The 17,667-nt window shown below is 55.5% G+C and carries 14 protein-coding genes; 2 read left to right on the forward strand and 12 right to left on the reverse strand.

Annotated elements, in window-relative coordinates:
- The 5 genes from HNI00_RS16460 to HNI00_RS16480 form a co-directional block, all read right to left on the reverse strand.
- A complete protein-coding gene (locus HNI00_RS16460; protein ID WP_316787639.1) occupies positions 1-1,086 on the reverse strand; it encodes a sulfate/molybdate ABC transporter ATP-binding protein in 1,086 nt (361 codons plus the stop codon).
- Positions 1,019-1,807: a molybdate ABC transporter permease subunit gene (gene modB, locus HNI00_RS16465; RefSeq protein ID WP_316787640.1), complete on the reverse strand. Its 789-nt coding sequence runs from the start codon at positions 1,805-1,807 to the stop codon at positions 1,019-1,021. The genes HNI00_RS16460 and modB overlap by 68 nt, the downstream gene beginning before the upstream one ends.
- Positions 1,804-2,640, reverse strand: coding sequence for a molybdate ABC transporter substrate-binding protein (gene modA, locus HNI00_RS16470; RefSeq protein ID WP_420156218.1), 837 nt, complete (start codon positions 2,638-2,640; stop codon positions 1,804-1,806). Before modA ends, modB begins: the two co-directional genes overlap by 4 nt.
- 179 nt (positions 2,641-2,819) lie before the next feature.
- A complete protein-coding gene (locus tag HNI00_RS16475; RefSeq protein ID WP_316787642.1) occupies positions 2,820-7,841 on the reverse strand; it encodes an Ig-like domain-containing protein in 5,022 nt (1,673 codons plus the stop codon).
- Between the two features lie 688 nt (positions 7,842-8,529).
- On the reverse strand, positions 8,530-9,117 hold the full coding sequence (locus HNI00_RS16480) for a protein-tyrosine phosphatase family protein (RefSeq protein WP_316787643.1): 588 nt from the start codon (positions 9,115-9,117) through the stop codon (positions 8,530-8,532).
- Positions 9,118-9,227: 110 nt separating this feature from the next.
- Here HNI00_RS16480 and HNI00_RS16485 point away from each other — a divergent pair, with 110 nt between their 5' ends.
- Positions 9,228-9,440 (forward strand): hypothetical protein, encoded by a 213-nt coding sequence (locus tag HNI00_RS16485; RefSeq protein WP_316787644.1) that lies wholly within the window; start codon positions 9,228-9,230, stop codon positions 9,438-9,440.
- A gap of 103 nt (positions 9,441-9,543) precedes the next feature.
- Here the strand turns inward: HNI00_RS16485 and hpsJ-A are convergent, their stop codons facing one another.
- The 3 genes from hpsJ-A to crtA form a co-directional block, all read right to left on the reverse strand.
- Complete coding sequence (gene hpsJ-A / locus HNI00_RS16490) at positions 9,544-10,284, reverse strand: HpsJ-like protein, cyanoexosortase A-associated (protein WP_172355457.1); 741 nt, start codon at positions 10,282-10,284, stop codon at positions 9,544-9,546.
- A 92-nt stretch (positions 10,285-10,376) separates the two neighbouring features.
- A complete protein-coding gene (locus HNI00_RS16495; RefSeq protein WP_316787645.1) occupies positions 10,377-11,081 on the reverse strand; it encodes a cyanoexosortase A system-associated protein in 705 nt (234 codons plus the stop codon).
- 22 nt (positions 11,082-11,103) lie between these two features.
- On the reverse strand, positions 11,104-12,036 hold the full coding sequence (gene crtA, locus HNI00_RS16500) for a cyanoexosortase A (protein ID WP_172355453.1): 933 nt from the start codon (positions 12,034-12,036) through the stop codon (positions 11,104-11,106).
- A 625-nt stretch (positions 12,037-12,661) separates the two neighbouring features.
- Between crtA and HNI00_RS16505 the strand changes: the two genes are divergently transcribed.
- Positions 12,662-13,474: a WecB/TagA/CpsF family glycosyltransferase gene (locus HNI00_RS16505; protein WP_316787646.1), complete on the forward strand. Its 813-nt coding sequence runs from the start codon at positions 12,662-12,664 to the stop codon at positions 13,472-13,474.
- A gap of 135 nt (positions 13,475-13,609) precedes the next feature.
- Here the strand turns inward: HNI00_RS16505 and tsaB are convergent, their stop codons facing one another.
- The 4 genes from tsaB to HNI00_RS16525 form a co-directional block, all read right to left on the reverse strand.
- The gene (gene tsaB, locus HNI00_RS16510; RefSeq protein ID WP_316787647.1) at positions 13,610-14,248 is read right to left on the reverse strand and encodes a tRNA (adenosine(37)-N6)-threonylcarbamoyltransferase complex dimerization subunit type 1 TsaB; all 639 of its coding nucleotides are present in this window, start codon (positions 14,246-14,248) and stop codon (positions 13,610-13,612) included.
- Positions 14,249-14,271: 23 nt separating this feature from the next.
- On the reverse strand, positions 14,272-15,567 hold the full coding sequence (locus tag HNI00_RS16515) for a serpin family protein (RefSeq protein ID WP_316787648.1): 1,296 nt from the start codon (positions 15,565-15,567) through the stop codon (positions 14,272-14,274).
- A gap of 366 nt (positions 15,568-15,933) precedes the next feature.
- Positions 15,934-16,365: a DUF4279 domain-containing protein gene (locus HNI00_RS16520; RefSeq protein ID WP_316787649.1), complete on the reverse strand. Its 432-nt coding sequence runs from the start codon at positions 16,363-16,365 to the stop codon at positions 15,934-15,936.
- Between the two features lie 203 nt (positions 16,366-16,568).
- Positions 16,569-17,432 (reverse strand): substrate-binding domain-containing protein, encoded by an 864-nt coding sequence (locus tag HNI00_RS16525; RefSeq protein WP_316787650.1) that lies wholly within the window; start codon positions 17,430-17,432, stop codon positions 16,569-16,571.
- Between the last annotated feature and the right edge of the window lie 235 nt (positions 17,433-17,667).

The following is a 17,667-nucleotide window of genomic DNA, read 5'->3' on the forward strand; positions in this document are numbered from 1 at the left end:
CTAGAGGTTTTTCAGTAGGAGTAGTTTCTGGGCATCGAGACAAGCGATCCAGGGCTGCGGCCGATGTTTCAGCGCGTCCCACTTTTCCTTCAAGAGTTCAGCCTGGAGATGATAATCATCTGCATGGGTGGATGGCTCTCCAAGCTTGAGATATAGGGTCATGTGGTGAGGCGTTTCGCTGGCCCAGGCCAGCCAAGCCGGGAAGGTATTGGGGCGCTGGGGCGTTTCTAGAAAGCGGATGTGATGGGCACGGATGCCAATGTGTGTATGTCTGTCATCAATGGGAGCATCCATTTGAAGCGTGCAGTTCCAATCCAGCGCCCGTACCGTTTGTCGATTGATTGGCTGAATGCAGGAGTAGTTTTTACATCCGGTTAGCCGGGCAACGCTCATTGTTTCAGGGCGATCAAAGATATCTTGTTTCTGTCCGCTAGCGATCACTTTTCCGGCGGAGAGAACGAGCAGTTGCTCACAAATGCGATAGGCTTCGTTCAGATTGTGGCTAACAAACAGCGTGAGTCCCTGGTAATCCGAGAGGGTTTTGATGAGCTGCTTTTCTAGCTCGTTGCGGAGGTGAGTATCGAGGGCAGAAAAAGGTTCATCCAGCAGCAGCAGATCTGGCGCAGTGATTAAGGCGCGGGCTAAGGCAACTCGCTGCTGTTGTCCGCCGGAGAGCTGATGAGGATAGCGGTTGCCAAATCCGGCAAGCTGAACGCGCCCAAGCTGCGCTTCGACGGTTTGGACGAGTTCTCGCTTTTCTTGTTTTGATCCTTGGCGCTTATTCAGTCCGTAGGCGATGTTTTGGGCGACCGTGAGATGCGGAAACAACGCATAGTTTTGAAACAGAAACCCCACGCGGCGATCGCGGCTAGGGAGGTTAATGCCTTTGCGCGAGTCGTAGAGAATGCGATTGTTCAGCACGATGGTACCGCTGGTGGGGGTTTCAATGCCCGCGATGCAGCGGAGGGTCATGCTTTTGCCCGATCCTGACCCGCCTAAAATGCCGAGTGGCTCTCGTTCAGCGCTGAAGGCCACGTTCAGGGTGTAGCTGGGGAGCCGCTTCTGAATATCCACCAATAGGCTCATCTGGGTTGACCTCTGAGTTGATCTCTAAGTCGATCTCTGAGTCGATCTCTGGGCGAATTGCGATTGGCGACTGCGAAGGAGACTGTTTGGACTCCAAGTGCCGCACCCACCACAACAGAGCAAAGGCGATCGCCGTCATTATCAGCACCATCGTATTTGCTAGCCCATAGCGCTGCATTTGCACGGCATCGTAAATTGCCAGGGGGAGGGTCTGGGTGCGGCCGGGGATGCTGCCTGCTACCATCAGTGTTGCGCCAAATTCTCCCAATCCCCGCGCCACGCTCAGCCCAAAGCCCGCCAAAATGCCGCGATGGGCAAGCGGCAGGGTAATCCGCCAAAGCACTTCTGGCTCCGTTGAACCCAGCGTGCGGGCGGCGGCCTCTAGCTCTGGGCTGACGTTGGCGATCGCCGCACGGGTCGATTCCACCATCAGCGGCAGCGCTACCACGGCCGAGGCGATCGCCGCCGCTTGCCAAGTAAAGAGCAAATCAATCTTCAGCCATTCCCTAATCGGGCTACCGCGTCCCAGGGCCAGCAGCAAAAAATAGCCCACGACACTGGGTGGCAGCACCAGCGGCATATTCAGCAACGTAGACACAAAAATCTGTCCCCGAAACCGCACCCGCGCCAAAAAAATTCCCAGCCCCAGCCCAAACACCAGAATCAAAGCGCTGGCGACCAAGGTGACTTGGAGAGAGAGGATCGACGGCTGCCAAATCATAGGACTAGCTCCTCTCCCGGCAAGACGAAACCGTATTTTCTCATCAGGGGCCGACCCTTCTCCCCATTAATAAATGTGGCAAACTGCTGAGCCAGTTCAGGATGCGGCGCGGACTTGGGCACGGCCAGCATTTGCTCCAAGGGCTTGTGCAATTCAGCCGGAATCAGCGTCCATTTTCCGGGTTTGCCGACGCTAATCGACAGAGCGGCGATCGCCACTTCCACATTCCCCATTTCGGCATACTGCTGGGTTTGCTTGATGTTTTCCCCAAAGACCAGCTTGGGCTGAATCGCATCCCAAATCCCGGCAGACTGCATCGCTTCGCGGGCGGCAACCCCGTAGGGCGCGTGATCTGGATTGGCGATCGCAACCCGTGTCACCTCCGGCTTCGTCAAGTCTTGTAGGGTTTTCAGTTCTAGGGGGCTGTCTTCTCTCTGCCACAGCACAATTCGCCCCACGCCATACAGCGCCTTCGTTTCGGATCGAATCAGCCCTTTTTCGTTCAAATCTTCGATAAATTTCCGGTTGGCTGCGGCGAATAAATCAACAGGTGCGCCCCGCTCAATTTGCTGTGCCAGTTGTCCGGTCGAACCCAGGTTAAACGTAACCCGATGTCCGGTTTCCGCCTCCCACAGCTTGCCAATTTCGGGAAACACGTAGTTCAGGTCGGCCGCTGCTGAAACCGTCAGCGTGACTGGCTCCTGTCCGACGGGTGGCGCTGACTCAGGAGCCACATTGGAAGCCACATTGCAAGATCCCAACAATCCCACCAGTAGTCCGACCCACACCCATCCCAAAAACCAATTCTGTCGTCTGACTCCTTTTCTGACCATTGGCTGACCTCTCTACTGGAGCAGTAATGCAAGCAAGTCGAACAATACGCCAATATACTTGCTCGGCGGCCAGATCAGATTCTGTCGTCAAAACAGCAGATTTAGAAAAAATTCCATTTTGGCGGCTTCAGGGCGAGGTCAGAGCATCCACTCTGACGCAGTAGCCCCGGATGATTGGGCTAAAGCGGTAGTCGCGTCAGTGGCACGAAGCTGGCAGCGGTCAGCCTGTTCGCCTGCACGCCCGACAGTTCCGCAATCACCTCCTCCGAACCATTTAGCAAGATGCGGGCCCCCCGGCTCGACTGCTGAATCCGCAGTTCGCTGAAGGTCAACCCCTTCGCCAGCCCGATGACATCCGTGCCCACTTTGAAATCTCGGATGACATCAACGCCGCCATGCTTGGCGAGGACAAACGTATCGCGGCCCGCGCCTCCAATCATCAGATCGCTGCGTCCACCGCCCACCAGCAGGTCGTTGCCCTTTCCGCCCTTCAGGACATTTGTGGCGATCGCCCCCCAAATTGCCGTCGCCTCCTGGAATCCGCGCAGAAAATCAGTCGTTTCGCCCGCAATCAGCACATCGTTGCCCGCGCCCCCAATTAGCACGTCCGCCCCGCGCCCGCCGACCAGCGTGTCATTTCCGCCGCCGCCCACAAGCCGATCGATGCCAGCGCCGCCCAAGATATAGTCATCGCCCCCCAGACCCTCGATCACGTCGTTGCCGTCCAACCCCTCGATGCGATCGCCCCGTCGCGTTCCACGAATCCGATCCGGCCGGGGCGACCCCTTCATTCGATTCAGTTTCTTCGGGCCCTGCGGCGGCAACCCACTGTCTGACCTGACCAGCAGCTCAAATTCGTCAACCGCACTCACGCCCGAACGATCTGTAGCCCGCACAACGATGCGATAGTTACCTGCGTTTCCGCCCGCAGGGGTGCCGTTAAAGGTGCGCGTCACGGGGTCAAACGTCAGCCACGCAGGCAGCGGACGACCGTCGCTCAAACTCGCCGTATAGGTCAGCACATCGCCTGCGTCTATGTCCACAAACGTATCCGACTCCAGCATCAGGCCAAAGCCCTGCCCCGCCACCGCCGTCCGATTCCCGATCGGCTTTTGCAGCACTGGCGCATCGTTGATATTTAGCACCGTCAGCGTGAATGTGCCCGTACCCTGCGCCCCACTGGGATCAGTCGCCACAACCCGCAGCGTAATCGTGCCCACATCCCCATTCGCAGGCGTACCCGAAAATGTTCGAGTTGCTGCATTAAAGGTCAACCAAGCGGGCAGCGGCGCACCATTGGCCAGGGTTGCGGTGTAGGTCAAAGCATCCCCGTCTGGATCAACAAAGGCGGTGAGCGGAAGCTGGGCCACAAACGGCAGCCTTTCGGTGGCACCGCGACGCGGCAGGGGCGCAGTCAACACCGGGGACTGGTTGGCCGCCACCAGCACAGAAATGGTGCCCGTTGCATTGAACACGTCGTCGGTGGCTTGAAAAACGAAACTGTCTGGCCCGCTATAGCCAGGATTGGGCGTGTAGGTGTAGGTTCCTGTTGCGGTGTTGGTAATCACCACAGACCCGTAGCTGGGCGCAGTCACAATGCTAAAGCGGATGATGTCGCCATCGGGATCGGTGGCCATAAGCCGCCCCGATCTTTCCGCATTGACGCGGGTATTGAGGCTGCCATTGGTCGCAACGGGGGCACTGTTGGGCGCAACCGTAATGCTGACCGTTGCGGGGGCGGAGTCATCCGTTCCATCGTTTGCCCGAAAGGTAAAGCTGTCGCTGCCCGAAAATCCGGCGTTGGGGGTGTAGGTATATTCTCCCGTCAGTTCATTAATGATCGTGACCGTGCCATTGGTCGGAGCCGAAACGATGCTGAAGCTCAGCGGATCGCCTTCCACGTCCGTTGCCGTTAGAACCCCCGTCTCGGTTTTACCCGTCCGAGTGTTCAGCGTTGCGGCATTGGCAACGGGCGCATCATTGACCGGGGTGATGGTAATGGTGATGGTCGCGGGTTCCGACTCTTCAAATCCATCGAACACGCGGAACGAGAAGCTGTCCGAGCCGTTGGCATTGGGGTTCGGCGTGTAGGTGAATGCGCCCGTGTTGGGATCAAACGCCGTAATGCTTCCCTGGCTGGGCCCAGTGGCGATCGCATAGATCAGCGGATCATTGTCGCCATCTGTGCCAGAGAGCGTCCCTAGCACTGCCGCATCTTCGTTGGTCACCAAACTGTCGCCATTGGCTACGGGGGCGTTGTTGCCAAAGTTGACCACAATGCTCACGGTCGCCACATTGGAGAGCGCATTGGCTGCCCCGCTGCCGTCATTTGCCTGGAAGGAGAAACTGTCGGGCCCAACGTGTCCCGCATTGGGCAGGTAAGTAAACGCCCCAGTCGCCGCGTCAAAGCTGGTTAGCGTGCCGTTGGCTGGCCCAGTCACAATGCTGTAAGTCAGCGTGTCGCTATCCACATCGGCCGCCGCCACGGTTCCATTTTGAGGCTGATTTCTCGTTGTGGTCAGGCTGCCATCGGTGGCGACGGGCGCATCGTTCACAGGGGCGATCGCCACGGTCACCGTCGCCGTGTTGGAATACACCGTTCCGTCAAACACGCGGTAGGTAAAGCTATCTGCCCCGTTCGCATTGGCATTCGGCGTGTAGGTAAAGGCTCCCGTGGCTGCGTTCGTAATCGTCACCACGCCCTGGGTCGGAGCCGTCACAATCTCGTAGGTGAGCGCATCCCCATCCACATCCGCGCCCAGCAAAAAGCCCGAAGTCGGCACATCCTCATCCATCGTTACGATCACGCCTGTCGCCGTCGGCGCGTCGTTGATGGGCGTAATGGCGATCGCCACCGTTGCTGCGGTCGAGTAAACCGTTCCGTCAAACACGCGGTAGGTGAAGCTATCTGCCCCATTCGCGTTTGGATTCGGCGTGTAGGTAAAGGCTCCCGTGGCCGCGTCCGTAATCGTTACCACGCCCTGGGTCGGAGCCGTCACAATCTCGTAGGTGAGCGCATCCCCATCCACATCTGCACCCAGCAAAAAGCCCGAAGTCGCCACATCTTCATCGGTCGTAAAGCTCAGGCTAGAAGCGGTAGGGGCATCGTTAATGGGGGCGATCGCCACGGTCACCGTCGCTGGACTGGAATACACCATCCCATCAAATACCCGGTAGGTAAAGCTATCCGCACCGTTCTCATCCGCGTTTGGCGTGTAGGTAAAGGCTCCGGTTGCCGCATTCGTAATCGTGACAGATCCTTTTGTTGGAGCCGTGACAATCTCATACGTCAGCGTATCCCCATCTACATCTGCGCCAAGCAAAAAGCCCGATACGGACTCATCCTCGTTAGTAGTCACAATCACACCAGCGGCCGTCGGCGCATCGTTCACTGGATTGACGGTAATCGTGACAGTTGCCGTGCCAGAGTCATTCACGCCATCATTCACGCTAAACGTAAATGAGTCACCGCCATTAAAGTTTGCATTTGGTGTAAATATGTACGCTCCAGTTGCCGCATCTGTGAGGGTCACCGTGCCATTAGCGGGCTGATTCACGATGCTATAGGTCAGCGCCGCCCCCTCCGGATCTGACCCAGACAGGGTTCCCGAAAATGCTGTATCTTCATCTGTGGTTAACGTGCCATCATTCGCAACGGGTGGCTGGTTCACCACTGCGCTCGGCGAAAACGCCACCCCCCGAAAAACCTGGTTTGCCCCAGCCGTTGCCAGGACGGTTAATGTTGCATTGATATCAGCGTTAAAAGCAGCCGTGTCTACAATCCGAACTAGCGAGTTATTTGCTCCATTCCCTCGCGTGGCATACAGTTCAACCGTGCTGCCGACAACTTGACCTGTCAAACCACTGAATTGACCGACGAGCCGCTGGCGCAGTGTCCAGGTTGTGCCATCAAAGGAATACTTCCGGATTCCGCCTCCTGATGCATCCGGACTTCGATCTGCAATATAAAGCGTGTCAACTCCTGCAACCGTTGCATCCCGGTCCAGCAGGACAAATTCAAACGGGGAGTTGCCGCTTGATGTGCCAGGAACCGCTGTAATAGGGATAGATCCGCTTTCGGGTAATCCAGTGCCAATAGTATTTAGTCCGACATGGGTGGGGCTAGTCGAACTGCCCGCTGTGGTATACAAACGCCCATCGAAGATTCCCACACTCCGGACTGCCCCATCCGCCGTGGTCAGCCGCGTTCCTGTGTCGCCGTAGGGTACATAGTGAATCCCGCCTGTGTTGTTGCTAGATACTCCAGCGACCCAAAAGCTGCTGCCATCTACGGAAGCAACACTCCGAACACTATTCCCACTAAAACTACTGGTCAGATGTGTGGAGGTATCTACCGTCCCGTTCATATCAACGCGAGCAATCACTCGGTTGACTGCTGTGCTGGTGGTGCTGGCGATCGCCAGAGTGCCAACACTCGCGTCATAGCCTGCTAAAACCAGGTATCGACCATCTGTTGAGAGACTTAATCCCCCTTCTAAATCTGCTGTGCCACTCAGGGTCAATCGTCGGTTGCTGCCATCAACCGTAGTTGGCATGGCGATGGATTGCAGCAGGCTGCCACTCGTATCGTATACATCCAAAAAAACAGCAGTGGCTGCATTGGTCAGCGGGGCGCTGCCGTCGCCAGTTCGCAGCACGACAATGCTGCCCGTCGGAATCGCAGGCAGAATCCCTTTGTAAGAGTTGAGGGCATCCGCGTTGAAAGGATTGCTTGCTTCGATGCTGCCTGTGGTGTACTCTAGCGCCCAGTCGCCGCCGAGGGCAGCACTGCCTGTGAGGTTCGTTGAGGCTGCGAGATTGGCTCCTGTGAGGGCGGCTAGCTGCTGCACAAACGCGCTGCCCTCGCCATTGGCAATGTTGCAGCCGTAGAGCAGGATATCGGCACCGTCTGTCAGCGCAGCAGACCAGGATTTCAGGAACGTGCTGTAGTGTGCCAGTGTGTTGCGATTCAGCACTGTGGAGCCGAGATGGAGGCTGCCTGTGCTGCCGTGAGACACAATGTGGACGCTGCTAATGTTGCTGCGCCCTGCTAGATAGTCGGTAATTTGCTGAATTCCATCTTGCCCAGGGTCGAGAATTTGAACGTCAATATCGGGATGGATGCCAGCAATTAGGGTTTGATAATCTGGCGTAGCCGCATCAACAAAAACGACGGTGGCACAGCGGGTGATAGGAGACATAGCTGGACAGAGGTAGATGGATAGATACACGAAATCAGATGTGCGAAAATCGCGGCACACAAACAAGGGCGATCGCCCCAAATAAACCCACTCAAATACTTTTGAAGCCTGAATCAATCAGACGCTTTGTGCCTGAATCAGCGATGAGTCTGTAAAATCAAGAACCCAAAAGGAACCCGCGAAAATTAAGGCTTCATGAATCATTAGAAGTGCGTTAGACGTAACCTCAAACCATTTAATAGTCAAACTAATAGTCGAAGCCTAAAGTTCGTTCCTGGGACTTTCTGGCGTTTTTTCCCTAAATTCACTGCCTTAATGCATACTGCCTCTAATGATGGCTTCGCCGGATTATATGGGTCTTAAGCTTGGATTTCAAACTGGAGTGAACTCGTTCACAGAACAGCTTGAAATTGCCAAATTGCCTTTGTAAACAAAGTATTCCCCATGTTGCGAAATATTGAACGACTTAAGCCACAAATTTTCAGTAAATTTACGTCCGAAGTCCAGAGGCTCATTGAACGCTAAAAATAGCAAAACTTTTAAGACTAAAGGCACTTCCTGTTGGCTCGGATTCCGAAATATTGCGGAATTTCTAAACAGTTTAAGCGGCAAATCCGTAAAGTTTCGGAGCCATTTTTGCTGCCACTTTCTCGGCGAACTGCCCTTGACAGACTTACAGGCTCGTTGCCTACACGGAGATCTGAGTAGGATCTGGGAATCTTGAGCTTTGGCTGACAAATGCCTGCAATATTTTGATTTGTGCGCTGGTGGGCGCTGCGATCGCCTGCACCTGCTGAACGTAGCGCAGCGCTTCCCACACCTCTAGCTGATGATAGCGGCACAAATAGGCGGCACACACCAAGGGCGATCGCTCTATTCCGCGCCGACAGTGAACGTAGACCGGGCGCTGGCGGCGGAGGTGCTGATGCAGCAGTTCTGTCGCCACCTCAAAGTGTTGAACCTGAAGCGGAACCAAGTAGGATTGATTTGGCAGAATATATCGCTGACAGTGAAATTTTTCTGCAATCGCTTGCGGCAGCGGCCCTTCTGCTTCGGCACAGAACGACAGCACCACCTCCACGTTGGCAGCAGCGAGGATGCTAGCGTAGTCTGGTTTTGGGAGCGCACCAAGGGCCAGACGGTTGGGTAAAATCCAGCAGATCTGGGTTTGGCGGATGAGCGTAATGGAGGACTGGATAGAGCGGTAGGGCGATCGCCCTGGTTTTAGGACAAGTCCTTGTCGCGATCGCAGTGTTTTCAAGATCCCCTCGCCCATTGTGGATGCCTCTATTGGATGCCTCTATAAAATCAGCGCCGATTCTAGTTCAACCTTCAAGGCTACTGGCTCCGTATCAGGAACCGTTTTCTGCTCCCACTCAAACTCACATGGTTCACGTTTCTCACGTTTTAACCGCTTATCTCGTGCTTTCGGCGATCGCCTTCACCGTTTACCTATCCATTTTTCTAAAAGATCCCTCAACCCCCAAAACAGACTCTCTATCTTGGCTGGTGCTAATTGTTGCTACGCTGCTCTCGCCCATTTCGCTGCCCATCTCGCTGCTGAAGTGGCTAAAATCACTCCGCCCTCCAGCCACATAGCGCAAATGGCAGGTAGACTGCCGCGCAAAAAAATCCTGGACAAGAGTTTGCGTTACTCTCACCCAGGACTTAAAGAGTGGCACACGATAGTCAAACTTGTGGACTATGCTGCGGGCTGCGTCTTAGAAGCTTTGCTGCGCTTTTTCTTGGCGCTGCGGGCCCAGCGCGTGAGGTGCCAGATATAGATAAACAAGAAGCCCGAAATTAGTGCGCTCAGATTCCACTTGGCAGAGCTTTCCATCAGGCGATTGCGGCGGCTTGCCTTTTCAATTTCAACCTGCTCCTGCATCCGCTCCTTGAATTGAGACAACTGGCTCAGCATTTGCTCCTTCGGCGCTCTGGCCGCATCGCCCTCCAGCGTTACGCCCTGGCTCTCCAAAAAGCCCTTGATTTGCTCGGCGCTAGCATCATTGATTTGCTTCTCAAAAGCCGCCACCTGCTCAAGTTGCTGGCTAAATTGGTTGCTGATCAAATCCATGCTCTGGCTATTCAGCCGTAGCGTATTCGTCACGCCCAGCGGAACCAGAAGCAGCAGGAAAATACCAAACAGCATCGATACCCAAGAGAGGAACTTCAGAACGGGACGTTCCCACTTACTGCGAAACTGCATTTCCCCGAAAAAGATTAGCGCTGCTGCTAGCAGTGGAACGGGAACTCGCTCTACGATTGCACCCATTGTTTCAAACTCCCAGATGGGATTGGTGAATCGGGGCGGGAACAGAATCGTGAACAGGTCAAGCGTCGTTAGAACCAACAGTCCATACCCGGCCCAACGCAGCAGCACTGGGGAAAAGGGCTTGCTTGCGGGAGAGGGAGTAGGAGATTCGGGTTGGGCTTGAGTCATGGGATATCCTCCGAGTATGTCAATAACCGAGTGAAATGGGGTGAGAACAAGGGAGCCAAGAAGCGTCTCGCAGGCTTCAAAAAACGGGAAACTCAGGGAGTCGGAAACTGGGGTTGCCACCACGCCTGCCAGTCTGTCCAGGCGGCTTTGAGCTGCGGATAAACCTGATCTGCCGGGGTGTTTTGGAGTGGGGCGGACATCACCGTCCACAGACAGCGCCCATCTCGCAGCGTCTCTCGACCCAGCAGGACGGGCAGGGCCCGCTCTGGGCGCAAGTCGAGGGCGTAGCGGTTTTGCATAAACTGCGCCTCGGTGACGGTGCTAGAGCCACGAGGATTGATGCAACTGGTGAGATGGGCGTGGGTTTCGTCAGCGTAGATACTGTAGAATCCGCCTGATTCGTCTTGCTGAATCGTGGTGGGAAAGGCAACCGTCGGCGTTGATTTGCCGTACTTCAGCAGTAAATTGCGGACGCTGGGATCGGTGTTGACCAGGTATCGGATCTCGACGGCAAGAGCGCGATCGCCCTGCCGATAGCTATAGCGTTTGCCCGACACCATTTCCGCCTGGGCCTTTTCGGGAATTGGCAGCGCTGTTGCCGACTGGGCCTGCCAGCCAGGAAGGGGTACCTGCTCCGGGAAGTCAAATTCGGCCTTCGTCTGCCCAGCAGTCGCAGGAAACAGGAGCAAGCGCCCCAGCACCAGCACCACGCCCCCCAAGGTCAGCGCCAGTAGTGGCAGCCGGACGTATTTCACAACCGGATTTTCGGTTGAGTTTGCAGATAAATTTGCAGTCATGAACGTGCTATCACAAAAGGGACTATGGCTCTTGCCATTCCAGCGGATCATCCAGCGGATCATCCAGAAACAGTTCCTCTTCCGCCGGATCATCACTGACCTCTGCCAGGGCAATCCAGCGCTCTGCAACCTCCTGCCAGCGCAGCAGCAGCCAGCACACGCCGCCAAAAATCAGCACGGCAATCATGGAAAAGATGAGCGACCCGGTGCCTTCGTGCCAGTATTCAAACGCCTCTGGCTGAGAAGACGCGACCAGATACGCCATCAAAGACACCCGCACCCCGTTGACTACAAAAGCGATCAACACCGCCAGCACAACTGCCAATCCGCGACGCAGCCAGTTCAAAGGGAACATCACCACAAATAGACCCGCCAGCGACAGCAAGTAAGTGATGCCCTCAATGCCAGAACAGCCAGGATAGACCTCAACTGACCCGGTGGGCAGGTGGATATTGACTCCATCGCGAACTACTTCAAACCCGCCATACCAAAGCAATGCCGTCGAAAATTTCGCCGTCCACAGCGTCGGGTCGAACAGCGGCGGAATAAACACCTTGGGCGCACCCAGACAAAACAGCAGCAACAGTTCTTGTCGATATTGCCCCAATCCACGAAAACCAGAAGATAGGAGGGCCAATCCTAGACCAGCCGTGAGCGGTGCTAGCAGCAAAAACGCCTCGCCCGGAGTCGCCAAACTCCGCAACAGCACGAACGCAATCAGCATGGCCCCAAGCACGCTTGCGAGAATGCTGCTATCAAAGCGCAGCGTATGCTGGCGATCGCCCAACAGCGAGGTCAGCGCCGCAAAAAACAGAATGCTGCTGCCCAGCAAATCGACGTTATCAGCCCGCCAAACCAGCGTCAGGTGAATTGCAGCCAGCCCAGCGGCGATCGCCACCAGCCAGAACCGAAACTCAGTAACTGATCTGAAGTTCAAAGACGAAAACGTTTTCATACAAACTGTTAGAGGAGGTTCAAATCTGTCGTGCGAGGGTTCGCATTCAAACTTTGAACCGTACAACGCTAGTGTGCCCAAGTGCGATCGCTTCCTAACAGACGCAATATTTTGCGGCAATGCGCACAATCCATAGGCGGGAAAAATCTCAGAAAGATCTCATTCAATGGGCCTAAATTTCCCTATCGGGCGATCGCAACAGTGAGGAGGCTGAGTACACAAACCGAGCGGATTGGTGAAAAATACGGTCACCGGGGGCAATGAGGTCGCAGATCGGATTTGTGCTTTCGCTGCAAAAGATTCTCCCTTTCTATAGCCTGAAAACCCATCAGGACAATGCTTTCAGTCCTTTTTATTGGTTGATGAACCCCTCGCCGTGCGGGTGATTTATTCAGGCAAAGTATTTAACTCATTAAAACCACACAAAACCCATACAATATCAAGGCAAAAGAGCCGCAATGCACCCCCTCAGAGGGCGGAAACTCGTACGTAATCTCCCTCTGTTTATCCGGGTTTTGCGAATGTTATCACCGAATATAGATGGTCATTGACTCTGCGAACAAACCGCCTGGTTTGAATTTCGGATGACTGTCGAGCAAAAGACCTCAGGAATGGAGCGTGCTGGATGGACAGCGTTAAGATTCTGAACGTGCAAATTGATAACCTGTCAACACAGGAACTACTGGAAAAGCTAACCAGCGGCGTTGTTTATACTCCCAATGTGGATCACTTGGTCAAGCTGCAAAGAGATCCGTCCTTCTTCAAGGTCTACAATGACGCGGACTACCGGGTTTGCGATAGCAAGATCTTAATGTACGTCTCTCGCTTCCTGGGGTCACCCATTCGCGAAAAAATTTCGGGGTCTGACCTGTTTCCCGCTTTTTACGAGTATCACAAGGACAATCCAGACATTCGCATTTTCCTGCTGGGGGCCAAGGAGGGCGTTGCGGCAGCGGCTCAGCAGCGGATTAACGCAAAAGTTGGGCGGGAAATCGTTGTTGCGACCCATTCGCCGTCCTTCGGGTTTGAAAAAGACGAAGCCGAGTGCGATCGCATCCTGGAAATGATTCGAGAGTCGGGCGCAACGGTTCTGGCTGTGGGGGTTGGCGCACCGAAGCAGGAGCTATTCATTCACAAGTACAAAGACCAACTGCCCAATATTAAAATCTTCCTGGCCATTGGGGCAACGATTGACTTTGAGGCAGGAAACGTCAAGCGATCGCCCAAGTGGATCAGTGAGGCAGGGCTGGAATGGCTCTATCGCCTCACGGCCGAACCCAAGCGGCTGTGGCGGCGCTACTTGGTCGAAGATCCGCTGTTTTTCTGGCTGGTGCTGCTGCAAAAGCTGAATGTTTACACCAATCCGCTCCGGCATAGCTCCAGCGACCTCGACCGCATCGACTACAGCACGCCCCGCGAGGCTCTGGCGGCTGAATAGGTTCCAGGTTTGTAGAATTGCTGAATCCAGCGAAAACGAGGAGAGGGAGTGCGGGAGCTAAGCTGCGACACTCCCTTTTTTGTGCTTTTGCGCTTTGTGCCTCTGCTGCACCCTGCGCTGTGCTGACTTTTGCCCCTATTTCACCGGATGCTGTCCGTAAAAAGGCAGCGCGGCCGACCAGTGGGGGCGATCGCCCCTTTGCCAGTCTGCATAGGCCAGGGCGAGCAGGTCAGCGGCGGTGTGGGCGCGATCGCCATTTGCGTCGATGGGCTGCCAGGGAAAAGTCCAGGAGTCGAGGAGCGATCGCCAGTCCGTTTCCGTCAGCACGGCATCAGGATACACGGGGACGAGTTGGCGGGTCTGCGGCTGGCTGCGGTAAATTGCACCAAACACTTCGCCGCGCTGGGCGGATAGCTGCACTGCCAGGTCGATTGTAGAATCCGTAGAATCGTCAGGCATCTGGGCAGCGGCGGCATGGGCGACGGCCGCCAGCGAGGAAATGGCAAATAGCGGAATCTCCAACTGCTGCGCCAGCGTTCGTGCCGTGACCATGCCGATGCGCGTCCCCGTGAAGCCACCCGGCCCCCGCGCCACCGCCAGAAAGTCCAGATCTGCCCAGGTCTGCGGCGGCAAAAACGCCATCAGGCAGTCGTGCAGATGCGTAGACAGGGCCCGCCCCAAATCCCAGGTCTGCTGGCGCTGCACGTCGTCGAAGTTGCTGAGCGCCAGACCCAGATTCGGACTGCTGGTGTGGAGGGCGAGGGCGGTGGGCATAGGGGCTTACAGACCAGCTAACTTTAGCTGCCAGGGTTGACGACAGTACCCATAAACAGGATGCTGCCTGTCTGATTATCCTGGATAGCGTAGAAGAAGGGGCGATCGACCACCATCTGGAAGGGCGGATCGATGGGAGCAGAGGTGACTCCGATGCTGATGCCTGTGCTGCCTGCGGCTTCGGTGCCCTGCTCGTTGACCTCGATGAAGGTCTTGTGCTGTACGCGGTTGATAAAGGCCTGCGCGTCGATCATGGCGGAAAAGTCGGCCTGGTCTGGGTCGAAGGCGATCGCCATGCCCAGCGACTTGAGCGCGTCGTTCAGCCCCACGCTAAATTCTGTGTTGAACCGGGGCAGCTTAACCATGCCCTCGCGGCGGCGAAACTGGGTATTCCAGGTCTGCCAGTTTTCGGCGGTGAGGGTCTGCTGGAACGCCTCCAGGCTGGTGGACTGCTTGGGCAAAAACACGACCATGCTAAAGCGGCGGTTGCCGTAGGGCAGGTTCACCGCTTGGAACTGGTCGGTTTCGGCGTAGACAAACTGCCCCGACTGCGACATCAGCGGATGATTGAGGCGATCGCCATTGGGCAGATAGAAGGGCTGCGTCTGCGTCATCGAGGGATTAAAGGGCGCACTCCAGGTGCCCTTAAAATAGATGGCATTCACCAAAAACAGCACATCCTCCGGATTGAGCCGATCGACGATGGTGGGAATTTTGCCTTCGGTGCTGCGGCTGACCCAATCATTAATTACGCTGGGCGCATTCGGTTGGGAAAAGTCCAGGCTGGTGACCTCGGCATTGTAGAACTCGCGATTCTTTGCCAAAAAGTCGGGACGAAAATCTACTCCTTCCCGGCTCCAGAGGGAATTGGCGATCGCCAGCTTCACCTTCGGGTCGGCACTTTCCAGCAAAGCCTCTAGTGCTGCATTGCCCTGATTCACGTCGTCCAGGCTCAGCCCTTCAAGCTGAAGCGCTTCGGCGATCGCCCGCTGGGTGTCGCCGCTGGCCCCGTTGTAAACCATCGATAGGGCGATCGCCACGCTTGACGGCGAAATCAGCACATTTTCACCGGGCGACTGGGCCGCCACTTCCGAAAACAGTTTGAAGCCAAAGCGGGTATTGGCTGCCACCAAACGCGCATCCACGGGTTGCTCCGTCACATCAGGGTTTTGGGAAATGGGGGATTCGGGCACCGACGGGATGGACGGCACGGGCGACGAATCGCCAGCGCGAGACTGATTCGCAGCACAACTCAGCAACCCAACGACCAGCAGGCTGCCCGCCAGCGCGGTTCCAATGGTCAACAGTGAGCGACGCATGTCTTGATTCTCCTTCAAATCAGCGGATGGGAACACTCCGCTGCAAAAACTTTCCACTTCTTTAGAATGGCAGTCGCCCCCTCGAAGTTTCCGCTGGTTTCGGTTTTTGCTACGCGATGTCGGGTCGCAGTTGACCAAGCGTGGGCGCAGTAGGCAGCAGCTTGGGCAAAAAAAACTGGCTTGCGAAAACAGCGATTCGCAGCCAGCCCAGTATCCCAAACTTTGCGTGTTGACATGTTCAGAACTTACGCACTTGCGATAGGCTTTTTGGGCTTTGGACGATTTCTCGCAGGCTGCGCCCGCGAGAAATCGTCCAACTGCGTAAGTCCCAATGTTGATAGATGTGTTGCCTAACCCGGTCTTTCCTCAGCGACCGCTGCGAACCAGCACTTCATAGCCACAGTCCAATTCCAGATCGGCAATTTTCTGCATCTGCTGGGGCGACATGACCGGGCCGCTGTGCCCATCCACCGATTCCCAAAAACAAAATAGATCCGTCCGTGCGCCCATCTTCTGTAGCTCTCTTAGCGCCTCAGACCGGGGCGCAAGCTGCTGCAAAATCCAGTCGATGTGATGGCGCGAATCGTTGGAATCGACCGCATCTTTGGACGACAGAAACCAGCCGTTGAGTGAAGCAATGTGGACCGGCTTGCCGGGGTGGCGCAGTTTGCCCTGCCACTGGCACAGCGTCGGCTCGATGCCCAAACGTTCGGTGACTTCGGTAGGGTCTAGATCGCCGGGATAAATCCGTAGAATTGCGTAGGTTCGCTTACAGGGGGTAGGGGGAGCAGCGTACATGGAGGAGGCTCAAAAAGGTCAAGGATGGGCTGAAGATCAACTGCATCGTAGATGTCCCTGAAGAGCGCCGGAGAACCGTTGCGGAAAAATGCAGGGGCTATATCTTTAATATTCTGCTAGATCTCTCCGTATTATTGCGGGGAAACGGGCGATCGCCATCAAATCGCAACAAAATAATTAAGAATCTGTAAAGAAGCGATCGCTTAGCGGATGCGAACAAACCCGGACTGTTCCAGTAAAGACTGCCCCTGGTCAGTTAGCATCAGCGCTGCATAAGCCTCTCCTGCCTGCTGCTGAAGCTGCCCATTCTGGTTAATCACTACGCGCATCCGCCGAGTCAGTGGATACTGCCCACTACGCAAGGCCGCAATGTTGACCTGATTGCGCTGTTCTCCACAGGCTGCTGTGGGCACCGCAGGCTCCTGGTAGGGCGCAACCAGTGTGTCAGCGCTCGTACCCACTGGCAGCGGCTTGACACCACACTGAGGAATAACCAACGCCGCTGAAGACCAAAAAATACCGGCGGGATCATTTGCGATTTTTTGAATCGCTTCCGTCGTCGTATCTACCATCGTGAACCAATCTCCAGAATCTCTGTCCTTTTTGCCATAGACCTGGATTGGCAAGTCCGGGCCTCCCACATCCTGCCAGTTTTTGATCCGTCCAGCAAAAATGTCATTGAACTGATCGACCGTTAGCCCCGGTATGTTGAGGCTGGGATGGGCGATCGCCACTTCTCCATCCAGCGCCACCACGACTTCCTGAAGTTTTAGCCCGCGTTTCTCTGCCTCTTGCAATTCCTCCTGCGTCAGCGCTCGAGAAGTCTGAGCAAAGTCCAGAATTCCTTCCAGCAGCATTCGCACACCCGTTGTAGAACTGGGTGCTTCGCTTGAAGGATTGACATATCGCAGCTCAAAATCGGGAAAGACGGTTTGAATTGCCTGGTCAATGTCTCGCCGAACAGGTGCCCAGACGGTGCTTCCTCCGTAGCTGAACAGACCACCCGGCACATTTTCAATAGCAGCAAACGTTTTTTGCGGCTGGGAGATTGCTGGTATAGCTTCCAAAGGTGCTGATGGTCGAGATCCGGCACCCGCAGATTCGCCGGGTAAATTGTCAATGGTGCGATCTTTAACAAGCGACTGGATGGGGTAAAACCCTAACCGATCCAGCCACCAACCGACTCCGCCCAACAAGATCAGGGTACAGAGCAAGGTATAAACCATGAGCCGAACTTCTTTAGTTGCCGCCATATGCGTGTTTTGGAGGGGAGATAGTAAGGGACTTTGGTCAACATCATCT

Origin of the sequence: Thermoleptolyngbya oregonensis NK1-22, assembly GCF_032705245.1 — a bacterium.
In the GTDB taxonomy this organism is placed as follows: domain Bacteria; phylum Cyanobacteriota; class Cyanobacteriia; order Elainellales; family Elainellaceae; genus Thermoleptolyngbya; species Thermoleptolyngbya sichuanensis.